Origin of the sequence: Pseudomonas sp. LAMO17WK12:I5 (genome assembly GCF_900215165.1) — a bacterium.
Taxonomy (GTDB): Bacteria; Pseudomonadota; Gammaproteobacteria; order Pseudomonadales; family Pseudomonadaceae; genus Aquipseudomonas; species Aquipseudomonas putida_A.
In genome coordinates this window covers 51,517-71,341 of record NZ_OBDS01000013.1, presented here as the reverse complement: position 1 = coordinate 71,341, position 19,825 = coordinate 51,517, and the positions used below count along the sequence as shown (strand labels likewise).

The following is a 19,825-nucleotide window of genomic DNA, read 5'->3' as shown; positions in this document are numbered from 1 at the left end:
AATTTTAGGTTTTTTGGGTTTTTAGACCTGTAGGAGCACCCCATTAATGAGCTTCGGCGCCGATGAAGAGATCCTTCAGGATTTCCTGGTTGAGGCCGGCGAGATTCTTGAGCAACTGTCCGAGCAACTGGTCGAGCTGGAAAGCCGCCCGGATGACGCAGATCTGCTCAACGCAATTTTTCGCGGTTTCCACACTGTAAAAGGGGGCGCCGGCTTCCTTCAGCTCAACGAGCTGGTGGAGTGCTGTCACATCGCCGAAAACGTGTTCGACATCCTGCGCAAGGGTGAGCGGCGCGTTGATGCAGAACTGATGGACGTGGTGCTTGAAGCGCTGGACGCGGTGAACAGCATGTTCAGCGAAGTCCGTGAACGTGCACCGATCACGGCGGCCACCCCGGAACTGCTGGCCGCGCTGGCGCGTCTGGCCGAGCCGCAAACGGCCGACGAAGCCCCGGCTTCGCCAGTGGCCGAGATGATCGAAGAACTGGTCGTCGAAGGCGATTCGAGCGATTCGGGCGACATCACCGATAACGAATTTGAACAGCTGCTGGATTCGCTGAACGCCGTCAAGGCCGAAGCCGAAGCCCCGGCTGCTGCTGCACCTGCGCCGGCTGCCGATGCGGCCGCCAGCGATGAAATCACCGACGCCGAATTCGAGTCGTTGCTCGATCAACTGCACGGCAAAGGCCAGTTCGCGCCAGACGCCGTGGCACCGACCGAGGCCGCTCCAGCGGCACCTGCGGCGGGCGACAGCTCGGACATCACCGACGACGAATTCGAAGCACTGCTCGATCAGTTGCATGGCAAGGGCAACTTTGCCGTGGAAGCGCTGGAGTCGGCGATCGCCTCGGCACCGGTTGCGCCTGCCGCACCGGCGGCCGCCGCTGCCGGCAGCGATCTGATCAGCGATCACGAATTCGAATCGCTGCTCGACGAGTTGCATGGCAAAGGCAAGTTCACCGATGTTGGCGCCGCTGCTGCGGGCACCGCGTCGACTGTGGTCGCGCCTGCCGCCAAGGCCGTCGCCGCTCCGGCTGCTGCGCCGAAGGCTGCGCCCAAGCCTGAGCCGAAAGCCGAAGCGCCAAAACCGGCCGCCGCTGCTGCACCGGCCCCGGCCCGTGCTGCCGCTGCTCCGCCGCCGGAAAAACCGGCGAGCGAAGCCGAGACCACCGTGCGGGTCGATACCGCGCGTCTCGACGAAATCATGAACATGGTCGGCGAACTGGTGCTGGTGCGTAACCGCCTGGTGCGCCTGGGTCTCAACAGCGGCGACGAAGCCATGTCCAAGGCCGTGTCGAACCTCGACGTGGTCACGGCTGACTTGCAGACCGCGGTGATGAAGACCCGGATGCAGCCGATCAAGAAGGTCTTCGGGCGCTTCCCGCGTCTGGTTCGTGACCTTGCGCGTCAGCTCAAGAAAGAGATCAACCTGGAACTGGTGGGTGAAGAAACCGACCTCGACAAAAACCTTGTCGAGGCCTTGGCCGACCCATTGGTCCACTTGGTGCGCAACGCGGTCGACCACGGCATCGAATCGCCGGAAGAGCGCGAAGCTTCGGGCAAGGCCCGTGGCGGTCGCGTGGTACTGGCCGCCGAGCAGGAAGGTGACCACATCCTGTTGTCGATCTCCGACGACGGCAAGGGCATGGACCCGAACGTGCTGCGTTCGATCGCGGTAAAACGCGGTGTGATGGACAAGGACGCGGCCGATCGCCTGAGCGATACCGAGTGCTACAACCTGATCTTCGCCCCGGGTTTCTCGACCAAGACCGAGATCTCCGACGTGTCCGGCCGCGGTGTCGGCATGGACGTGGTGAAGACCAAGATTTCCCAGCTCAACGGTTCGATCAACATCTACTCGACCAAGGGCCAGGGCTCGAAGATCGTCATCAAGGTGCCGCTGACGCTTGCGATCATGCCGACCCTGATGGTGATGCTCGGCAATCAGGCGTTTGCGTTCCCGTTGGTCAACGTCAACGAAATCTTCCACCTCGACCTGTCGACCACCAACGTGGTGGATGGCCAGGAAGTGGTGATCGTGCGGGACAAGGCGCTGCCATTGTTCTACCTCAAGCGCTGGCTGGTCAGCTCCGCCGCTCACGAAGAGCAGCGCGAAGGCCATGTGGTGATCCTTTCGGTGGGCACCCAGCGGATCGGCTTCGTCGTCGATCAACTGGTCGGCCAGGAAGAAGTGGTTATCAAGCCATTGGGCAAAATGCTGCAGGGCACTCCGGGCATGTCCGGCGCCACCATCACCGGTGACGGCCGCATCGCGCTGATCCTTGATGTTCCAAGCATGCTCAAGCGTTACGCGACGAAGCGTATTTGAATCCGGGGCGGCGGGGCGACGACGTCCCGCTGCACCTAATGGAGTGTTTATGGCAGTCAAAGTCCTGGTGGTGGACGATTCGGGTTTTTTCCGCCGCCGCGTCTCGGAAATTCTTTCAGCGGATCCGAGCATCCAGGTGGTCGGCACGGCCACCAACGGTAAAGAGGCGATCGATCAGGCCCTGGCCCTCAAGCCGGACGTGATCACCATGGACTACGAGATGCCGATGATGGATGGCATCACGGCGGTGCGGCACATCATGCAGCGCTGCCCGACCCCGGTGTTGATGTTCTCCTCGCTGACTCACGAAGGCGCCCGGGTCACCCTGGATGCGCTGGACGCCGGCGCGGTGGATTTCCTGCCGAAGAATTTCGAAGACATCTCGCGCAATCCCGAGAAGGTCAAGCAACTGCTGTGCGAGAAGGTCCACAGCATCTCGCGCAGTAATCGTCGTTTCAGTGCCTACAGTGCGCCGGCTCCGGCCGCGGCACCGACGCCTGCGCCAGCCCCGGCGGCTTCGAGCTTCAGCGGGCACAGCGCTGCTGCTCCAACGCGTCCGGCGCCGGCTCCGGCACCTGCTCGTGCGCCAGCCGCCAGCGCGTCGTCGCCGGCACCAAAGCGCAAAGCCTACAAACTGGTTGCCATCGGTACCTCGACCGGCGGCCCGGTTGCCCTGCAACGGGTGCTGACTCAATTGCCGGCGAACTTCCCGGCGCCGATCGTGCTGATCCAGCACATGCCCGCGGCGTTCACCAAGGCGTTTGCCGAGCGTCTGGACAAGCTGTGCCGCATCAGCGTCAAGGAAGCCGAGGATGGCGACATCCTGCGTCCGGGCCTGGCGCTGCTGGCTCCGGGTGGCAAGCAGATGATGATCGACGGCCGTGGCGCGGTGAAAATCCTGCCGGGCGACGAGCGTCTGAATTACAAGCCGTGCGTGGACATCACTTTCGGTTCCGCAGCCAAGTCCTACGGTGACAAAGTTCTGGCGGTGGTCCTCACCGGCATGGGCGCCGACGGCCGCGAAGGCGCGCGTCTGCTCAAGCAGGGCGGCAGCTCGGTATGGGCCCAGGACGAAGCAAGCTGCGTGATCTACGGCATGCCGATGGCCATCGTCAAAGCCGATCTGGCTGACGCGGTCTACGGCCTGGACGACATCGGCAAGCACATCGTCGAGGCGTGTATCTGATGGATGTTCTAAGCCTTATCGGGATTATTCTGGCGTTCGTCGCCATCATCGGCGGCAACTTCCTTGAAGGCGGCCACCTCGGCGCGCTGGCCAACGGCCCTGCGGCGCTGATCGTCCTCGGTGGCACCATCGGTGCCGCGCTGCTGCAATCGCCGATGAGCGCCTTCAAGCGCGCCATGCAGATTCTCGCCTGGATCCTGTTTCCGCCACGGGTGGATCTGGCCGGTGGCATCGACCGGGTGGTCAACTGGAGCCTTACCGCACGCAAGGAAGGCTTGCTCGGGCTGGAAGGCGTGGCCGATGCCGAACCGGACAACTACTCGCGCAAGGGCCTGCAACTGCTGGTCGATGGCGCCGAGCCGGAAGCGATCCGCAGCATCCTCGAAGTGGATTTCTACACTCAGGAAGCCCGCGACATCGAAGCGGCCAAAGTCTTCGAAAGCATGGGCGGCTACGCGCCGACCATCGGCATCATCGGTGCGGTAATGGGCCTGATTCATGTGATGGGCAACCTCGCTGATCCGACGCAGTTGGGCAGCGGCATTGCCGTGGCATTCGTTGCGACCATCTACGGCGTGGCCAGTGCCAACCTGGTGTTGCTGCCGGTGGCGGCCAAGCTCAAGTCAATCGCGTTGCGGCAGTCGCGTTATCGCGAAATGTTGTTGGAAGGTATTTTGTCGATCGCCGAAGGTGAAAACCCTCGCTCTATCGAGCTGAAGCTTCAGGGCTTCATGGATTGATGGGGGTAATGGACTATGGCTCGCCGCAGGCATCAGGAAGAACACGTTAATCACGAGCGCTGGCTCGTGTCCTACGCGGATTTCATCACGCTGCTGTTCGCGTTCTTCGTGGTGATGTATTCCATCTCGTCGATCAACGAAGGCAAGTACAAGGTCATTTCCGAGGCGCTGATCGGGGTTTTCACTGACTCCGATCGCTCGCTCAAGCCGATCCCGATCGGCGAGGAACGGCCGAAGACCGTGACCCCGGCCAAGCCGCTGGTCAAGGACAGCGAGCAGGTTGACGCCGGTATCGCCGGGGCCAGCGATCCGCTGAAAAGCATTGCCGATGACATCAGTGCCGCGTTCGGCGACTTGATCGCTTCCAACCAGATGACCGTGCGCGGCAACGAGTTGTGGGTCGAGATCGAACTCAATTCCAGCCTGTTGTTCGGCAGTGGCGACGCAATGCCGAGTGATATCGCGTTCAACATCATCGACAAGGTCGCGGCGATCCTCAAACCGTTCGACAACCCGATCCACGTCGAAGGCTTCACCGACGATCAGCCGATCCGCACCGCGCAGTACCCGACCAACTGGGAACTGTCCTCGGCGCGTTCGGCGAGTATCGTTCGGATGCTGGCGATGCAGGGCGTCAACCCCGGGCGTCTGGCCTCGGTGGGCTACGGTGAGTTTCAGCCGGTGGCCAACAACGCCACCGCCGAAGGCCGGGCGAAAAACCGTCGTGTGGTGCTGGTGGTGTCGCGCAACCTCGATGTGCGCCGCAGTCTGACCGGTACCGGTACTGCCAATGCGCAACCGGACGCGGCATTGAAGCGCGCTGGCACACAAACTGCACCGTCCCCGGTCAAGACGCCGGGACGCGAGAGTGCCGTCAATTCTCCGTCGCCCGCATTAATACGCTGAGCTATGTCTCGGTCGAGCATCTCGGCCGGGAGGAACGAACCGAATGAGAGTCTGGGCAGTCGCCAATCAAAAGGGTGGTGTCGGTAAAACCACATCTTCCATCGCTTTAGCCGGATTGCTGGCGGAGGCGGGCAAGCGCGTGGTTGTGGTCGATCTCGACCCGCACGGCTCGATGACCAGCTATTTCGGCTACGACCCCGACAGCCTGGAACACAGCAACTACGACCTGTTTCTGCACAAGGGCAGCGTGCCGCAAGGCTTGCCCGGGCAGCTGCTGCTGTCGACCAGCGACGAACGCATCTCCCTGTTGCCGTCGAGTACCGCACTCGCGACCCTTGAGCGCCAGTCGCCGGGGCAGAGTGGCCTGGGCCTGGTGATCGCCAAGAGTCTGGCGCAGCTGTGGCAGGACTTCGATTACGCGATCATCGACAGCCCGCCGTTGCTCGGCGTGTTGATGGTCAACGCCCTGGCCGCGAGCCAGCAACTGGTGATCCCGGTGCAGACCGAGCACCTGGCCGTCAAAGGTCTGGAGCGCATGGTCAACACCCTGGCGATGATCAACCGCTCGCGCAAACAGGCGCTGCCGTTCAGCATCGTGCCGACCCTGTTCGACCGCCGCACCCAGGCATCGCTGGGCACCTTGCGCGTGCTGCGTGACAAATTCCCCGAAGAGATCTGGCAGGGTTACATCCCGGTCGACACGCGTCTGCGCGACGCCAGCCGGGCCGGGGTCACGCCTTCGCAGTTCGATGGCAAGAGTCGTGGCGTGCTGGCTTACCGCGCGCTGCTCAAGCATCTGCTGGCGCAACAACTTGTTCCGCAGGTGGCCTGAGATGACCGTGTTCCGATCACCCATGCCTGAATTGCACAAATCCTGTGGGAGCGAGCCTGCTCGCGAAGCTGGCGACGCGGTTTCCCTGTCTGGCGCTGTTGACCGATGAACCGCCCAATCCAGCTGACATCGCGTCCGCAACTGGCGTTGCAGTCCTATCTGGACAGCCTGCTGCAGGAAATCCCTGACGAGTTGCCGCCAGTGGAAGTGCAGGTCGAGGCGCCGGTCGAGGTGGTCGAAAGCGCTGCGGCGCTGGATGAATTCCAGGCGGCGGTGCTTGAAGAGCAGGCGCGTGATGCGCAGAAAGCCGCCAAGCCTGCTGCCCCGGTTGCCGCGCCTGCCGCCGCACCGATCGCCAAGGCGCCAGTGGCGTTGATCGAAGAAGCCGAGCCGCCACGCGCGCCGGTATCGACACTCGCACCGCTGCTGCAAACCCAATTGCTGAAAACCGCGCCGGAACCGGTTGTGGCCGAACCGGCGCCGGTCGCACCGGCACCCGTCGAACAGACGCTGGTGCCGCCAGTGGTGGAAGTGCACCTGCCACCGAGCAACACGCCGCCACCGGTGGAAACCGATGGCCGTCCGGCCTGGGCTTCGGAAGCCTTCGAATGCCTGTTGTTCGATGTTGCCGGACTGACACTGGCGGTGCCGCTGGTGTGCCTCGGTTCGATCTATTCGCTGGCCGGCCACGAGTTGACGCCGCTGTTCGGGCAGCCGGAATGGTTCCTCGGGATTCTGCCGAGCCAGGCCGGCAATCTGAAAGTCTTGGACACGGCGCGTTGGGTCATGCCGGATCGCTATCGCGATGACTTCCGTCAGGGCCTGCAGTACGTGATTTCGGTACAAGGCTACGAGTGGGGCCTGGCGGTGCATCAGGTCAGCCGTTCGTTGCGTCTGGATCCGAATGAAATCAAATGGAGAAGTCACCGGGGTCAGCGGCCATGGCTTGCCGGCACGGTGATCGAGCACATGTGTGCATTACTTGATGTAGCCGCGCTGGCCGAGTTGATCGCCAGCGGCGGGGCAAAGCACTTGGGCGGCCACAAGCCGCTACATAAATCGACATAGCAGCCGACATAACAGTCAGGCGAAGGCATTTTTCAATGCCTCCACACAGAACACACACCGCCCAGTGCGGTTTTTTCGAGGGGTCAGGGTATGAGTAGTCAGGCGACGAATGCAAAAGGTTCTGAAGATCCGATCCTGCAATGGGTGACCTTCAAGCTGGACAACGAAACCTACGGCATCAACGTGATGCGCGTTCAGGAAGTCCTGCGTTACACCGAAATCGCGCCGGTACCGGGTGCACCAAGCTACGTGCTGGGCATCATTAACCTGCGCGGTAACGTGGTCACCGTGATCGACACCCGTCAGCGCTTCGGCCTGAACAGCGGCGAGATCAGCGACAACACCCGTATCGTCATCATCGAAGCCGACAAGCAAGTGGTCGGGATCATGGTCGACAGCGTGGCCGAAGTGGTTTACCTGCGTCAGTCGGAAATCGAGACTGCGCCGAACGTCGGCAACGAAGAGTCGGCCAAGTTCATCCAGGGCGTGTGCAACAAGAACAACGAGTTGCTGATCCTGGTCGAACTGGACAAGATGATGAGCGAAGAAGAATGGTCGGAACTGGAGAGCATCTGATTGATTCTCGAGGTTGCGGTCATTGTCCTGTTCCTCTTCTGGGCAGGCACGCTGGCAATGTTTCTGGCGTACATCAAGGCGCAGCGGGTGATCGCTGCGCAACAGGCTCAGGGCGATGCGCTGCGTGATCAGCGCATCAAGGACCTGGCCAAGCGTGTCGACGACTATCAGAACGGCAACGTGCGCATGGGCGAAGCCCTGCACGAGCTGCGCTCGGTAGTCGGTCCGTTGCCGGACAAGATAGTCGCGCTGGAACAACGCGACCCGTCGAGCCTGTCGTTCGCCCAGGCGGCGAAACTGGTGGGCATGGGCGCGAGCGTCGATGAGCTGACCCAGTCCTGCGGCTTGACCCAGGCTGAGGCGGAGTTGATGCGCAAGCTGCACAGAAGTTGATATGCGTTGAGGCATGTCATTTGAATAAGAATCGCCGGTCATGCCGGCGATTTTTTTTGCGCTCGATTTGTTGCCTGATTCGCCCATGGCCGTCTGTCTGAACTGTTATTTCTGACAGTAGAGAATTTCGCTCATCGCTCCTCACACTGCTCGTGACTCGCGATAGTCCCGTCGGCTTTTCAGGCAGACGCGTCTGATCGCCAATTCACCGATCCAGCCAATCGTGGAGTGGGTATGCATTTGCCAGCCAGAATCGAGCGCGCAAGAAAAGTGCAGTCTCTCGGTGTTGCCGCCCTGTGGCTGGCAGTCGTGCTGCTCCTGACGGCTTGTCAGGCTCAGGTCAGCAGGCTTGCTCCAGAAGCCGATATTGCCGACCGGCAAAATTGTCACGGTGTCCACCTGGTCAATGTCGTTGCGCATATGGACGACGATCTGCTGTTTATTGATCCGCGGATTTCGCAAGTTCTGGCTGCCGGCGGCTGTGTGACCAGTATCTTCATGAACGGTGGCAGTTCTGGCGCCGGCTTCGACTATGTGTTGAAGCGCGAAAGCGCGTCGACAAAAGCCTATGAAAAAATGCTGGGTTTTGCGATCGGGTGGACGCCTTATCTGATATTCACTGATTCAGCCATTGTGATGAGCGTCAAGGCCAATGAGCGACCTGGATTGAAGCTCATATTTTTGCGTGTGCCGGGAGGGGACGTTCGTGGTGGAGATGTGCCGCTGGCCGATTTGCTCGACCTCGATAAAACTGTTCGGAGTTGGCCCTATCTGGACTCGGCTTCAGGTCCGGTAAACCTCTACAGTCGAACATCTTTTGTGCAGCTCTTGACTGAGCTGATCGTCAATGAAGGAGCCACCCGGGTGTATGCACTCAATCCGGACACCGTCCCGTACACGGAGCATCCTGACCATATTTATTCGGCACGTTTGACGCGCCTGGCCTTGCGCGGGATCAGTGCAGATATCCCGGTGGTTTATCACGAGACCTATCCCTCGGCGGCCGTCGCTCCTAACGTGGACCCGGCAGCGGTGCAGGCGAAACGGCATGTTGTCGCCAGTTACTTTCATTTTGAAGGGGCTGAGCCAGTCAGCAGTGCGTACAGTGAAGCCACCTGGAATGGCAATTGGGTGGCGCGACTCAATTTCACGCTCAGCCATGCTCACGCTGCCGGGCCACTGGTCAATATCCCTTTCAGACCGCTAGTCAATTTCCAGACGCAACAGTGCCTGGTTGCCAATGGATTGGGGCAGCAGGTGACACTGGATGGATGTGAGCCAGACGCTGACCAGCGCTGGGCGTTTGTGCCCTCCGACATTGCAGTCGGCGCGAGCAGGGGAGTTGCACTGCTGAAAACAGCCTCTGGCCATTGCATAGCGCGTCAGAATGGCCAATTGATCGAACGCGCATGTGAAAGCAATGAGCCCTCTCAACACTGGACTCCGTGGGATTTCGGGAAAATCTATGTTCCCGGAGCGCAGGGGCAATGCCTGGACGGAGTACAGCCGAGCTTGATAGCGGATTGCAGGGAGTTTGCGGGTTCTACGTTGTGGGTGCGCAGCATCGATAACATCGACAGCAATGATTCGATGGAAGTGGCGCTGACGGGGGATGTCATCGGTGACGGGACGAACCGGACGGTACAAGTGCAGCGCCGGCAGGATGGTCCAGGTGTCGATATTTGGGTCACGTCGCTGGACGCAGACGCGATTGCATCCGAGAAATGGTATGAGGACAGACTTCTATTTGATCCAGACTCTTTTGATTCCGGGTGTGCTACAGCCCTTTGCTACGACACTACGCGCTATCTGCTGGCGGATTTCACAGGTGACGGCAAGGCTGATCTGATGGCGATATCGCCCGGAAACGCTGACGAAACCATTTTCAGGCTATTGAAGAATGAAGGCGGGCATTTTGCTGATCCGGTTATCTGGCGTTCGGTTCCGCAAGGGCATGCCTACCGGCAAGCTCAGCAATATCTGGCTGGCGACTTCAGAGGCGTCGGCAAGCAAGATGTGTTGATTGTGCAAACCCTGAATAACACAGTGTCCGATTTTTGGCTGATGGAGAATAAAGGGGCGAGTCTGGGCGTTCCTGCTCACTGGGGAGATGCTCGAAAAAACCCATTGCCGGTCCATTTCTACAGCGCCAGACTGGACAACGATGGCAAGGATGATGTGCTCGCTGTTGATTCAAGTGAGCAGTTCTTGAAGCTGCTCACCTACAGGAGCAGTGGCCGTTCTCTGGATTTTGAAAAAGTCTTGGAATTGCCGGGCTTCTATTCTGCGCGTTCAAAGACCGCAGTGCTGGATTCGCCGATTACCAAACTGACCGATGTATGGGTGCTGCACGCTCGATCAGACGGTAGTGATATCAATTTCTGGAAAGTCGCAAATCCTGGCGGCGGAGAGTTCGAAGAGCCTTCGTCTCCGGCTTTCGAGACGAGCGTGCTTAATTGGGCCGACGTGCGGCCTTACGGGCTGGGGACGGGCAGGCAGATCCTGCTTCCCTATCGCGTCAACGATCCTGTGCATGAGTATTACTGGCGAATCGGGAAAGTCGGCTTCAAGGCACTGAATCTGTCCGAGCAAGGTAGGCCCGTCGGGATCAGGGATTATGGACGTTCACAGCGGTTTGAATGGGCGAACCTGCAGTGGCGAGCTCGCTTGAATTGAATGTCGAGCGGGAACGCGTGCACTTGAGCCTGTATCCGGCGCGGACTAGTAATCAGCCCCGCGTTCGGTAACGTCCTTCTCGACCATCGGCGCATCCGGATCCTGCCCCTCGGGGAATTTCCCCTTCAGATTCCACGCGAACGCGATGATCTCGGCGATCGTGCGGTACAGCTCCTCAGGGATGCTGTCGCCCAGTTCCATCCGCGCCAACAGCCGCACCAGCTCGGCGTTTTCATAGATCGGCACTTCACAGTCGCGGGCGATGCGCAGGATTTCTTCGGCCAGTTCCTCGTCGCCCTTGGCGGTGAGGGTCGGGGCGTGGTTGCCGTCGTATTTGAGGGCGATGGCCTGGCGTGGAGCAGTGGAATCGTTCATGCGGTTTCATCGACCCAGCGATGTTCGAGGCGGGTTTGGTTGCCTTGCGGCGGGGTACCGAGGTGGCAATCGAGATCGCCGACATTCAGCCCGCGATCGAGTAGGCGCTGGCGCAGGGCGAACAGATTGGTTTCGATCAGGTCGGCGGTGTATGGGCGCTCGGCCCAGAGCTGACTCGACAGGCTGCCGGCAATCAACTGCGCCTGAATCTGCATCGGCCCCAACGGCTCCATGTCGAACGCCAGGTCGACGCGCCACAGCTGCTGTTTGGGCTCGCGTTCGTCACGGCGTTCGTTGGGTTGCGGTTCTCTTTCCGGCGCTTCTTCGCGCTGAAACTTGACCTGCAACGGCACGATGTCCTGCAGGTTGCGCATGGGGATTTCCAGCTGCCAGGTGCTGAGCAGACGGCCGTCATCGGTGACACCGGTCTGTTCCAGGCTCGACAACTGATGGCTTTGCAGGCGCGACACGGCGGCTGCAGCGAGGCGCAGCAGATGCTCAAGATCGCCTTCGCCGTCGAGGCTTTGCAGCAGGCGGTCGGGCAGCGGGAAACTGCTGGGCAGCGGTTTGGCGCTGACCTGACCGAGGGTGCCGAGGGCGTTGCGCACGAAGCTCGGCAGTGCTTGCGCCAGCGTGTTGGCAGCGATGATCGCGTTGAAACTGGCATTGCCCGGCGCACCCGGCGACAGCTGCGCGATAAGTTTGAGCAGATCGGCTTTCATGTCCGGGGCCAGCGCCGGATTCTGTCCGGTCAGCAATTTGGCTTCGAGGAAAGCGCCGCTGTTGGCCAGGGCCAGCGCCACGCCTTTGGCGGTGCTCATTTGCTGCACATCGGGCAGGTTGGCGAGCAGGCGCGTGACGGCAGCGCGCAGATCCTGCGAGGTCTGATCGTCGTCGCTCGGCAGGTTTTGCAGAGCATTGAGCAAACCGTCCAGCGAACCTTGGCGAGTCTGCTGGCCGAGCAGTTGCTGGCTCACCGCCAATTGCTCCTGACGGCTGCTCAGTGGCACGAACTTGAGGGTTTGCGAGTCTTCGACCAGTGCCGAGAGCAGGGTGCCGATGCGCAGTGGCGTCGGGCTGTCGATGTCCAGTGTGGCGCCACTTTGCGCGGTGTTGAGCAGGCTCACCAGCGAGCGGTACACCGTCGGCTGTCCCGGCACTTGCGGCAGTGTCTGCGAGGTCAGCACCTTGCCTTGCAGCAGCGTGCCGACCGGCAACTGCGCGGTGTCGATGCGGGTGAGGGCGGCGACGCTGCTGGCAATCGCCTGTTGCACGGTGATCGCCAGATTGCCCGCCGACGGCTGAGTGACGGCCAGGTTGGTGCCGGTCGGCAACGGCAGGTTGCTGCTGGCTTGCACGGTGGTCTGCCGGCCGCCGTCGACGGTGACCTTGAGCAGCAGTTGAAAGGTCTGATCCGCCTGCTTGAGTGACAACACCTCGGCCTGGGCGCTTTGCCCGGCGCCGATCAGGCCTTCGACCGGGGTCAGCAGCTTGAGCAACTCACCGCTCATCACCAGCGGACGCGCGTTCGCCGGGGTGGTGGGCGGGAGCGGGAGGATGTTCATTTCGCCTGTCATACGCGGACACAACCTGAGGAAATTGCGCTCTTGGGAGTAAGGCACGGCATGTATAATGCCGCGCGTCTTGCGCTTCGTTCAGAAAACATAGCAATTGTTTGATCCAGCTCTCTGGTTCGCACCGTCATTGCATTTATCCTGCATCTCTTTAACGGCCGCGCCAGAGCCGACTTGAACCGTATAAGGCCCGTGATCCCTTGACCAGTCCTGTCCTGCAAACCGTTGCCCTTGCCTGTGAGCGAGACCTGCGACTGCTCTTCGAAAATCTCGAATTGCGACTGGCCAGTGGCGATATGGTGCAGATCAGCGGCCCCAACGGCAGCGGCAAGACCAGCCTGCTGCGTCTGTTGTCCGGGTTGATGCAGCCGACCAGCGGTCAAGTGCTGCTCAACGGCCAGCCCTTGACTGCACAACCGAGCGAACTGGCGCGCAACCTGCTGTGGATCGGCCACGCTGCCGGGATCAAGGACCTGCTGACCCCGGAAGAGAACCTGTCCTGGCTCTGCGCCCTGCATCGGCCGGCCGAGCGCGAGGCGATCTGGCAGGCACTGGCAGCCGTAGGATTGCGCGGATTCGAAGATGTTCCCTGCCACACCCTGTCCGCCGGTCAGCAACGCCGCGTGGCGCTGGCGCGGCTGTATCTGGACAGCCCGCCGCTGTGGATTCTCGACGAGCCGTTCACCGCGCTCGACAAACAGGGCGTGGCGCAGCTTGAAGAACACCTGGCCGGGCACTGCGAGCGCGGCGGTCTGGTGGTGCTGACCACGCACCACACACTGAGCCGGATGCCGGCCGGTTATCGCGATATCGATCTGGGGAACTGGGCAGTATGAGTGTGTTCGGCCTGCTGGTTGCCCGTGAGTCCCGTTTGCTGTTTCGTCGCCCGGCGGAACTGGCCAATCCGCTGATTTTCTTCGCCATCGTCATCGCCTTGTTCCCGCTGGCCGTCGGCCCGGAAACTCAAGTCTTGCAAAACCTGTCCCCGGGGTTAGTCTGGGTGGCCGCGTTGTTGTCGGTCCTGCTTTCGCTGGACGGACTGTTTCGCAGTGATTTCGAAGATGGCTCCCTGGAACAGTGGGTCCTTTCGCCGCACCCGCTGCCCCTACTGGTGCTGGCCAAGGTGCTGGCACACTGGCTGTTCTCGGGACTGGCACTGGTTCTGCTCTCGCCGTTGCTGGCGTTGATGCTCGGTTTGCCGGTCGCCTGCCTGCCGGTGTTGCTGTTGTCGTTACTGCTGGGTACCCCGGTGCTGAGCCTGCTCGGTGCGGTGGGCGCGGCGCTGACGGTTGGTTTGAAACGCGGCGGCCTGTTGCTGGCGCTGCTGATTCTGCCGTTGTACATCCCGGTGTTGATCCTTGGCAGTGGCGCTTTACAGGCCGCCCTGCAAGGCATGCCGGCGACCGGGTATCTGCTGTGGCTGGGTAGCCTGACCGCCCTGGCGATCACCCTGACACCTTTTGCAATAGCGGCTGGCCTGAAGATCAGCGTCGGCGAATAATGAGGTCTGGTTAAAATTTAACCAGCAAAGACCCTGAGACTGCTCACACCGATGAGCGGCACCCGTGATGGAAACAGTATGAACTGGACCTGGTTTCACAAGCTCGGCTCGCCCAAGTGGTTCTACGGCATCAGCAGCAGGTTTCTGCCGTGGCTGAGCATTGCCGCGTTGCTGCTGATCAGCATTGGCGTCGTCTGGGGCCTGGCCTTCGCGCCGCCGGATTATCAGCAGGGCAACAGCTTCCGCATCATCTATATTCACGTGCCGGCGGCAATGCTGGCGCAGTCGATCTACGTGATGCTGGCGGTGTGCGGCGTGGTCGGGCTGGTGTGGAAAATGAAACTGGCCGACGTCGCCCTGCAATGTGCGGCGCCGATCGGCGCGTGGATGACCGCTGTGGCGCTGGTCACCGGGGCGATCTGGGGCAAGCCGACCTGGGGCTCGTGGTGGGTCTGGGATGCGCGGCTGACGTCGATGCTGATTCTGCTGTTCCTGTATTTCGGCGTGATCGCGCTGGGCAATGCCATCAGCAACCGCGACAGCGCCGCCAAGGCCTGCGCCGTGCTGGCGATCGTCGGGGTGATCAACATTCCGATCATCAAATACTCGGTGGAGTGGTGGAACACCCTGCACCAGGGCGCGACCTTCACCCTCACGGAAAAACCGGCAATGCCCGCTGAAATGTGGCTGCCGCTGTTGCTGACGGTGCTGGGTTTCTACTGTTTCTTCGGCGCCGTGCTGTTGTTGCGCATGCGCCTTGAAGTGCTCAAGCGCGAAGCCCGCGCCAGTTGGGTGAAAGAAGAAGTGCAGAACAGCCTGGAGGCCGCGCGATGAGTTTTGCTTCATTCGGCGACTTCCTCGCCATGGGCCACCATGGTCTGTATGTCTGGACGGCCTACGGCATCTGTCTGGCGGTGCTGATCCTCAACGTGGTCGCACCGATCGCGGCCCGCAAGCGCTATCTGCAACAAGAGGCGCGTCGTCTGCGCCGGGAGAACGGCAAGTGAATCCGCTGCGCAAAAAACGTCTGACCATCATTCTGGCGATCCTGGTCGGGGTCGGCGCTGCCGTCGGCCTGGCCCTCAGCGCCCTGCAGGAAAACATCAACCTGTTTTACACGCCGACCCAGATCGCCAACGGTGAAGCGCCGCACGACACGCGCATCCGCGCCGGCGGCATGGTCGAGAAGGGCTCGCTGCAGCGTTCGCCGGACTCGCTGGACGTCAAATTCGTTGTCACCGACTTCAACAAAGCCGTGACCATCACCTACCGCGGGATCCTCCCGGATCTGTTCCGCGAAGGGCAGGGCATCGTCGCATTGGGCAAACTCAACGCCGACGGCGTGGTGGTGGCCGATGAAGTGCTGGCCAAGCACGACGAGAAGTACATGCCGCCGGAAGTGACCAAAGCGCTGAAAGACAGTGGTCAATCGGCACCGACCCAAGCGAAGGAGGGTTGATCAATGACTTCTGCACTGTTTATTCCCGAACTCGGCCATCTGGCGATGATTCTGGCGCTGTGTTTTGCGCTGGTGCAGGCCGTGGTGCCGCTGTTCGGTGCGTGGCGCGGCGATCGTATGTGGATGGGCCTGGCCCAGCCGGCGGCGTGGGGTCAGTTTGCGTTCCTGCTGTTTGCCTTCGGTTGCCTGACCTACGCGTTCATGACCGACGATTTCTCGGTCGGTTATGTCGCGATGAACTCCAACAGCGCCTTGCCGTGGTACTACAAGTTCAGCGCGGTGTGGGGTGCCCACGAAGGTTCGCTGCTGCTGTGGGCGTTGATCCTCGGTGGCTGGACGTTCGCCGTGTCGGTGTTCTCCCGGCAGTTGCCGCAAGTCATGCTCGCCCGTGTGCTGGCGGTGATGGGCATGATCAGCACCGGTTTCCTGTTGTTCCTGATCCTCACCTCCAACCCGTTCTCGCGGATCCTGCCGCAGATTCCGGCCGACGGGCGTGACCTCAATCCGCTGCTGCAAGACATCGGCCTGATCGTCCATCCGCCGATGCTCTATATGGGTTATGTCGGGTTCTCGGTGGCCTTCGCCTTCGCCATCGCCGCTTTGCTCGGTGGTCGTCTCGACGCCGCGTGGGCACGCTGGTCGCGCCCTTGGACGATTGTCGCCTGGGCCTTCCTCGGCATCGGCATCACCCTCGGTTCGTGGTGGGCTTACTACGAACTCGGCTGGGGCGGCTGGTGGTTCTGGGACCCGGTGGAAAACGCCTCGTTCATGCCGTGGCTGGTCGGTACCGCGTTGATTCACTCGCTGGCGGTCACGGAAAAACGTGGCGTGTTCAAGAGCTGGACGGTGTTGCTGGCGATTGCCGCATTTTCGTTGAGCCTGCTCGGTACGTTCCTCGTGCGCTCCGGCGTGCTGACTTCGGTACATGCGTTTGCCTCGGACCCTGAGCGCGGCGTGTTCATTCTGATCTTCCTGCTGTTCGTGGTCGGCGGTTCGCTGACGCTGTTTGCGTTGCGCGCGCCAGTGGTCAAGAGCCAGGTCGGCTTCAACCTGTGGTCTCGGGAAACCCTGCTGCTGGGCAACAACCTGGTGCTGGTGGTGGCGGCGTCGATGATTCTGCTCGGCACGTTGTATCCGCTGATTCTTGATGCGATCAGCGGCGCCAAGCTGTCGGTAGGCCCGCCGTATTTCAACGCGCTGTTCATCCCGTTGATGGCGTTGCTGATGGTGGTGATGGCGGTCGGCGTGATCGTCCGCTGGAAAGACACCCCGGTGAAGTGGCTGGCGAACATGCTGACCCCGGTGCTGCTCGGCAGCGTCGCATTGGCCGTGGTGGCCGGTGTCGCTTACGGCGATTTCAACTGGGCGGTGATCGCGACGTTCCTGCTTGCTGCATGGGTGTTGCTCGCCGGTGTGCGCGACATCTTCGACAAGACTCGCCACAAGGGCCTGATCAAAGGCCTGCCAACCCTGACCCGCAGCTACTGGGGCATGCAGATCGCTCACTTGGGCATCGCCGTGTGCGCCCTCGGCGTGGTGCTGTCGAGTCAGAACAGTGCCGAGCGCGACCTGCGTCTGGCGCCGGGCGAGTCGATGTCCCTGGCCGGCTATCAGTTTGTTTTCGAAGGTGCCAAGCACTTCGAAGGGCCGAACTTCACCTCCGACAAAGGCACCGTTCGGGTGATCCGCGACGGCAAGGAAATCAGCGTACTGCACCCGGAAAAACGCCTGTACACCGTGCAGAGTTCGATGATGACCGAGGCCGGGATCGACGCCGGTTTCACCCGCGATCTCTATGTTGCACTGGGCGAGCCGCTGGAAAACGGCGCGTGGGCGGTGCGGGTTCACGTCAAACCGTTCGTGCGCTGGATCTGGTTCGGCGGTCTGCTGACCGGTCTGGGCGGATTGCTGGCGGCGCTGGATCGGCGTTATCGAGTCAAGGTCAAAGCCCGGGTGCGTGAAGCCCTCGGCCTGCAAGGAGCGGCTGCATGAGACGTTGGTTGATGCTGGTACCCCTGGCGATGTTCCTGCTGATGGCGGTGTTTCTGTATCGCGGTCTGTACCTCGATCCGGCGGAGCTGCCGTCGGCGATGATCAACAAGCCATTCCCGGAGTTCAGCCTGCCGAACGTGCAGGGCGACAAGAACCTGACCAAGGCTGACATTCTCGGCAAACCGGCACTGGTCAACGTCTGGGGCACCTGGTGCATTTCCTGCCGGGTCGAGCACCCGGTGCTGAACAAGCTGGCCGAGCGCGGTGTGGTGATCTACGGCATCAACTACAAGGACACCAACGCCGATGCGTTGAAGTGGCTGGCCGAATTCCACAACCCGTACCTGCTGGATATCCGTGACGACGAAGGTTCGCTGGGCCTGAACCTCGGCGTGTACGGCGCGCCGGAAACCTTCTTCATCGACGCCAAGGGCATCATCCGTGACAAGTACGTGGGTGTGATCGACGAGCAGGTCTGGCGCGAAAAACTTGCAGCCAAATATCAGGCGCTGGTCGATGAGGCCAAGCCATGAAGCGCTTTATCGCTGCCGTGGTCTTGGGCCTGAGTCTGGCCGGTGTGGCGCATGCCGCGATCGACACCTACGAGTTCGCCAAGGAAGGTGATCGCGAGCGCTTTCGTGAACTGACCAAGGAACTGCGCTGCCCCAAGTGCCAGAACCAGGACATCGCCGACTCCAACGCTCCGATTGCGGCCGACCTGCGCAAAGAGATTTTCCGCATGCTCGGCGAGGGCAAGGACAATCAGCAGATCATCGATTTCATGGTCGATCGCTACGGTGAATTCGTCCGCTACAAACCGGCGCTCAATGCCAAGACTGCACTGCTGTGGTTCGGCCCGGCCGGCCTGTTGTTCGGCGGTCTGGTGGTGATCGCAGTGATCGTTCGCCGACGCCGCGCACAACGCACCGAGACCCCGCCATCGCTGTCCACCGAAGAGCGTCAGCGCCTCGACCAACTGTTGGATAAAAACCAAGAATGATTGATTTCTGGCTTGCCGCAGGGCTGTTGCTTCTGGTCGCCCTGAGTTTTCTGCTGATCCCGGTTTTGCGTGGCCGTCGCGCCCAGCGTGAAGAGGATCGAACTGCCCTGAACGTGGCGCTGTATCAGGAGCGTGTCGCCGAGCTGCAAGCGCAGCAGGCCGAAGGCGTACTCGATGCCGCGCAAATGGACAGCGGTCGCGCGGAAGCTGCGCGTGAGCTGCTCGCCGATACAGAAGGCGTTGCCGCACCGCGTGTGTCGAAACTGGGCAAGCCGTTGCCGCTGCTGGCGGCGGTGCTGGTGCCGGTGTTGGGCCTGGGTCTGTACCTGCATTTCGGTGCTGCCGATAAAGTCGAACTGACCCGCGAATTCGCCCAGGCGCCGCAGTCGATGGAAGAGATGACCCGGCGTCTGGAGCGTGCCGTCGCCGCGCAACCGGATTCGGCGGAAGGCCTGTACTTCCTCGGGCGCACCTACATGGCCCAGGATCGTCCGGCAGATGCGGCCAAGATGTTCGAACGCGCCGCCAACCTTGCGGGTCGCCAGCCGGAGCTGCTCGGCCAGTGGGCGCAGGCGCAATACTTTGCCGATGGCAAAAAGTGGTCGGAGAAGATCCAGGCCCTGACCGATGAAGCGCTGAAAGCCGATCCGAAAGAAGTCACCAGCCTCGGCCTGCTCGGCATCGCCGCGTTCGAGGGTGAGCGTTATCAGCAGGCAATCGACTATTGGAACCGGCTGCTGGCGCAGTTGCCAGAGGGCGACAACTCCCGCGCCGCCTTGCAGGGCGGGATCGAGCGAGCCACCGAGCGCCTGCAAGCCAGCGGTGGCAAGGTCGCCGCCACGCCAGCCGCCAAGGTCGCCGCTCTGCTCAAGGTGCGCGTGGATCTGGCCAGCGAACTCAAAGGCAAGGTGCAACCGGGCGACAGCGTGTTCATCTTCGCCCGCGCCGTTTCCGGCCCACCGGCACCGCTGGCGGCCAAGCGTCTGACCGTGGCCGATCTGCCGGTGACCGTCGAACTGGGCGATGCTGACGCGATGATGCCGCAGTTGAAACTGTCGAACTTTCCTGAAGTCCAACTGGTTGCACGCATCTCTCGCGCCGGTCAGCCAACCGCCGGGGAGTGGGTAGGTCGCAGCGGCCCGCTGGCCAGCAGCACCACCGCGCCGCAAACACTGACCATCGACAGCCCGGACCAATAACCCCGGAACCCACAGGAAA

20 protein-coding genes are annotated in these 19,825 nt (G+C 61.5%); 18 read left to right on the top strand and 2 right to left on the bottom strand.

The annotated features are described in order from the left end of the window. Positions 1–46: 46 nt before the first annotated feature. The 9 genes from CRO59_RS22590 (at position 47) to CRO59_RS22550 (ending at position 10,706) form a co-directional block, all read left to right on the top strand. Positions 47–2,329: a chemotaxis protein CheA gene (locus CRO59_RS22590; protein ID WP_097090134.1), complete on the top strand. Its 2,283-nt coding sequence runs from the start codon at positions 47–49 to the stop codon at positions 2,327–2,329. Positions 2,330–2,378: 49 nt separating this feature from the next. Further along, entirely contained in the window at positions 2,379–3,515 is a 1,137-nt protein-coding gene (locus CRO59_RS22585; protein WP_097090133.1) for a chemotaxis response regulator protein-glutamate methylesterase, read from the top strand. Beyond that, on the top strand, positions 3,515–4,255 hold the full coding sequence (locus CRO59_RS22580; RefSeq protein WP_007967839.1) for a flagellar motor protein: 741 nt from the start codon (positions 3,515–3,517) through the stop codon (positions 4,253–4,255). Before CRO59_RS22585 ends, CRO59_RS22580 begins: the two co-directional genes overlap by 1 nt. Positions 4,256–4,270: 15 nt before the next feature. Next, a complete protein-coding gene (motD, locus tag CRO59_RS22575) occupies positions 4,271–5,161 on the top strand; it encodes a flagellar motor protein MotD (RefSeq protein ID WP_027613922.1) in 891 nt (296 codons plus the stop codon). A 43-nt stretch (positions 5,162–5,204) separates the two neighbouring features. Beyond that, complete coding sequence (locus tag CRO59_RS22570) at positions 5,205–5,993, top strand: ParA family protein (RefSeq protein WP_003222933.1); 789 nt, start codon at positions 5,205–5,207, stop codon at positions 5,991–5,993. 105 nt (positions 5,994–6,098) lie between these two features. Continuing rightward, entirely contained in the window at positions 6,099–7,061 is a 963-nt protein-coding gene (locus CRO59_RS22565; protein ID WP_097090132.1) for a CheW domain-containing protein, read from the top strand. 90 nt (positions 7,062–7,151) lie between these two features. After that, positions 7,152–7,637, top strand: coding sequence for a chemotaxis protein CheW (locus tag CRO59_RS22560; RefSeq protein ID WP_003222936.1), 486 nt, complete (start codon positions 7,152–7,154; stop codon positions 7,635–7,637). Further along, positions 7,638–8,030: a DUF2802 domain-containing protein gene (locus tag CRO59_RS22555; protein ID WP_007961680.1), complete on the top strand. Its 393-nt coding sequence runs from the start codon at positions 7,638–7,640 to the stop codon at positions 8,028–8,030. Positions 8,031–8,264: 234 nt separating this feature from the next. Continuing rightward, positions 8,265–10,706, top strand: coding sequence for a PIG-L family deacetylase (locus CRO59_RS22550; protein ID WP_097090131.1), 2,442 nt, complete (start codon positions 8,265–8,267; stop codon positions 10,704–10,706). Between the two features lie 45 nt (positions 10,707–10,751). Here CRO59_RS22550 and CRO59_RS22545 read toward each other — a convergent pair whose 3' ends face one another. Together CRO59_RS22545 and CRO59_RS22540 are read right to left on the bottom strand one after the other, a co-directional pair. Next, positions 10,752–11,081, bottom strand: coding sequence for an EscU/YscU/HrcU family type III secretion system export apparatus switch protein (locus tag CRO59_RS22545; protein ID WP_007961677.1), 330 nt, complete (start codon positions 11,079–11,081; stop codon positions 10,752–10,754). Then, positions 11,078–12,658, bottom strand: coding sequence for a flagellar hook-length control protein FliK (locus CRO59_RS22540; protein ID WP_097090130.1), 1,581 nt, complete (start codon positions 12,656–12,658; stop codon positions 11,078–11,080). Before CRO59_RS22540 ends, CRO59_RS22545 begins: the two co-directional genes overlap by 4 nt. A gap of 197 nt (positions 12,659–12,855) precedes the next feature. On the opposite strand from CRO59_RS22540, the gene ccmA reads away from it, so the two are divergent. From ccmA to ccmI, 9 genes are all read left to right on the top strand, one after another. After that, on the top strand, positions 12,856–13,491 hold the full coding sequence (gene ccmA, locus CRO59_RS22535) for a cytochrome c biogenesis heme-transporting ATPase CcmA (protein WP_045122041.1): 636 nt from the start codon (positions 12,856–12,858) through the stop codon (positions 13,489–13,491). Continuing rightward, complete coding sequence (gene ccmB, locus CRO59_RS22530) at positions 13,488–14,156, top strand: heme exporter protein CcmB (RefSeq protein ID WP_003222942.1); 669 nt, start codon at positions 13,488–13,490, stop codon at positions 14,154–14,156. Before ccmA ends, ccmB begins: the two co-directional genes overlap by 4 nt. Positions 14,157–14,234: 78 nt before the next feature. Continuing rightward, positions 14,235–14,990 (top strand): heme ABC transporter permease, encoded by a 756-nt coding sequence (locus CRO59_RS22525; protein ID WP_047599963.1) that lies wholly within the window; start codon positions 14,235–14,237, stop codon positions 14,988–14,990. Beyond that, a complete protein-coding gene (gene ccmD, locus CRO59_RS22520) occupies positions 14,987–15,163 on the top strand; it encodes a heme exporter protein CcmD (RefSeq protein WP_097090129.1) in 177 nt (58 codons plus the stop codon). Before CRO59_RS22525 ends, ccmD begins: the two co-directional genes overlap by 4 nt. Next, complete coding sequence (ccmE, locus tag CRO59_RS22515) at positions 15,160–15,615, top strand: cytochrome c maturation protein CcmE (RefSeq protein ID WP_096796249.1); 456 nt, start codon at positions 15,160–15,162, stop codon at positions 15,613–15,615. The genes ccmD and ccmE overlap by 4 nt, the downstream gene beginning before the upstream one ends. A gap of 3 nt (positions 15,616–15,618) precedes the next feature. Beyond that, complete coding sequence (locus CRO59_RS22510; protein ID WP_097090128.1) at positions 15,619–17,607, top strand: heme lyase CcmF/NrfE family subunit; 1,989 nt, start codon at positions 15,619–15,621, stop codon at positions 17,605–17,607. After that, positions 17,604–18,140, top strand: coding sequence for a DsbE family thiol:disulfide interchange protein (locus CRO59_RS22505; RefSeq protein ID WP_097090127.1), 537 nt, complete (start codon positions 17,604–17,606; stop codon positions 18,138–18,140). The genes CRO59_RS22510 and CRO59_RS22505 overlap by 4 nt, the downstream gene beginning before the upstream one ends. After that, the gene (locus tag CRO59_RS22500) at positions 18,137–18,607 is read left to right on the top strand and encodes a cytochrome c-type biogenesis protein (protein WP_097090126.1); all 471 of its coding nucleotides are present in this window, start codon (positions 18,137–18,139) and stop codon (positions 18,605–18,607) included. Before CRO59_RS22505 ends, CRO59_RS22500 begins: the two co-directional genes overlap by 4 nt. After that, on the top strand, positions 18,604–19,806 hold the full coding sequence (gene ccmI, locus CRO59_RS22495) for a c-type cytochrome biogenesis protein CcmI (protein WP_097090125.1): 1,203 nt from the start codon (positions 18,604–18,606) through the stop codon (positions 19,804–19,806). Before CRO59_RS22500 ends, ccmI begins: the two co-directional genes overlap by 4 nt. The last annotated feature ends 19 nt before the right edge of the window (positions 19,807–19,825 follow it).

Coding starts and splice junctions, on each gene's coding strand:
- CRO59_RS22590 (WP_097090134.1), top strand. CDS start 47: ATGAGCTTCGGCGCCGATGAAGAGATCCTTCAGGATTTCCTGGTTGAG.
- CRO59_RS22585 (WP_097090133.1), top strand. CDS start 2,379: ATGGCAGTCAAAGTCCTGGTGGTGGACGATTCGGGTTTTTTCCGCCGC.
- CRO59_RS22580 (WP_007967839.1), top strand. CDS start 3,515: ATGGATGTTCTAAGCCTTATCGGGATTATTCTGGCGTTCGTCGCCATC.
- motD (WP_027613922.1), top strand. CDS start 4,271: ATGGCTCGCCGCAGGCATCAGGAAGAACACGTTAATCACGAGCGCTGG.
- CRO59_RS22570 (WP_003222933.1), top strand. CDS start 5,205: ATGAGAGTCTGGGCAGTCGCCAATCAAAAGGGTGGTGTCGGTAAAACC.
- CRO59_RS22565 (WP_097090132.1), top strand. CDS start 6,099: ATGAACCGCCCAATCCAGCTGACATCGCGTCCGCAACTGGCGTTGCAG.
- CRO59_RS22560 (WP_003222936.1), top strand. CDS start 7,152: ATGAGTAGTCAGGCGACGAATGCAAAAGGTTCTGAAGATCCGATCCTG.
- CRO59_RS22550 (WP_097090131.1), top strand. CDS start 8,265: ATGCATTTGCCAGCCAGAATCGAGCGCGCAAGAAAAGTGCAGTCTCTC.
- CRO59_RS22545 (WP_007961677.1), bottom strand. CDS start 11,081: ATGAACGATTCCACTGCTCCACGCCAGGCCATCGCCCTCAAATACGAC.
- CRO59_RS22540 (WP_097090130.1), bottom strand. CDS start 12,658: ATGACAGGCGAAATGAACATCCTCCCGCTCCCGCCCACCACCCCGGCG.
- ccmB (WP_003222942.1), top strand. CDS start 13,488: ATGAGTGTGTTCGGCCTGCTGGTTGCCCGTGAGTCCCGTTTGCTGTTT.
- CRO59_RS22525 (WP_047599963.1), top strand. CDS start 14,235: ATGAACTGGACCTGGTTTCACAAGCTCGGCTCGCCCAAGTGGTTCTAC.
- ccmD (WP_097090129.1), top strand. CDS start 14,987: ATGAGTTTTGCTTCATTCGGCGACTTCCTCGCCATGGGCCACCATGGT.
- CRO59_RS22510 (WP_097090128.1), top strand. CDS start 15,619: ATGACTTCTGCACTGTTTATTCCCGAACTCGGCCATCTGGCGATGATT.
- CRO59_RS22505 (WP_097090127.1), top strand. CDS start 17,604: ATGAGACGTTGGTTGATGCTGGTACCCCTGGCGATGTTCCTGCTGATG.
- CRO59_RS22500 (WP_097090126.1), top strand. CDS start 18,137: ATGAAGCGCTTTATCGCTGCCGTGGTCTTGGGCCTGAGTCTGGCCGGT.
- ccmI (WP_097090125.1), top strand. CDS start 18,604: ATGATTGATTTCTGGCTTGCCGCAGGGCTGTTGCTTCTGGTCGCCCTG.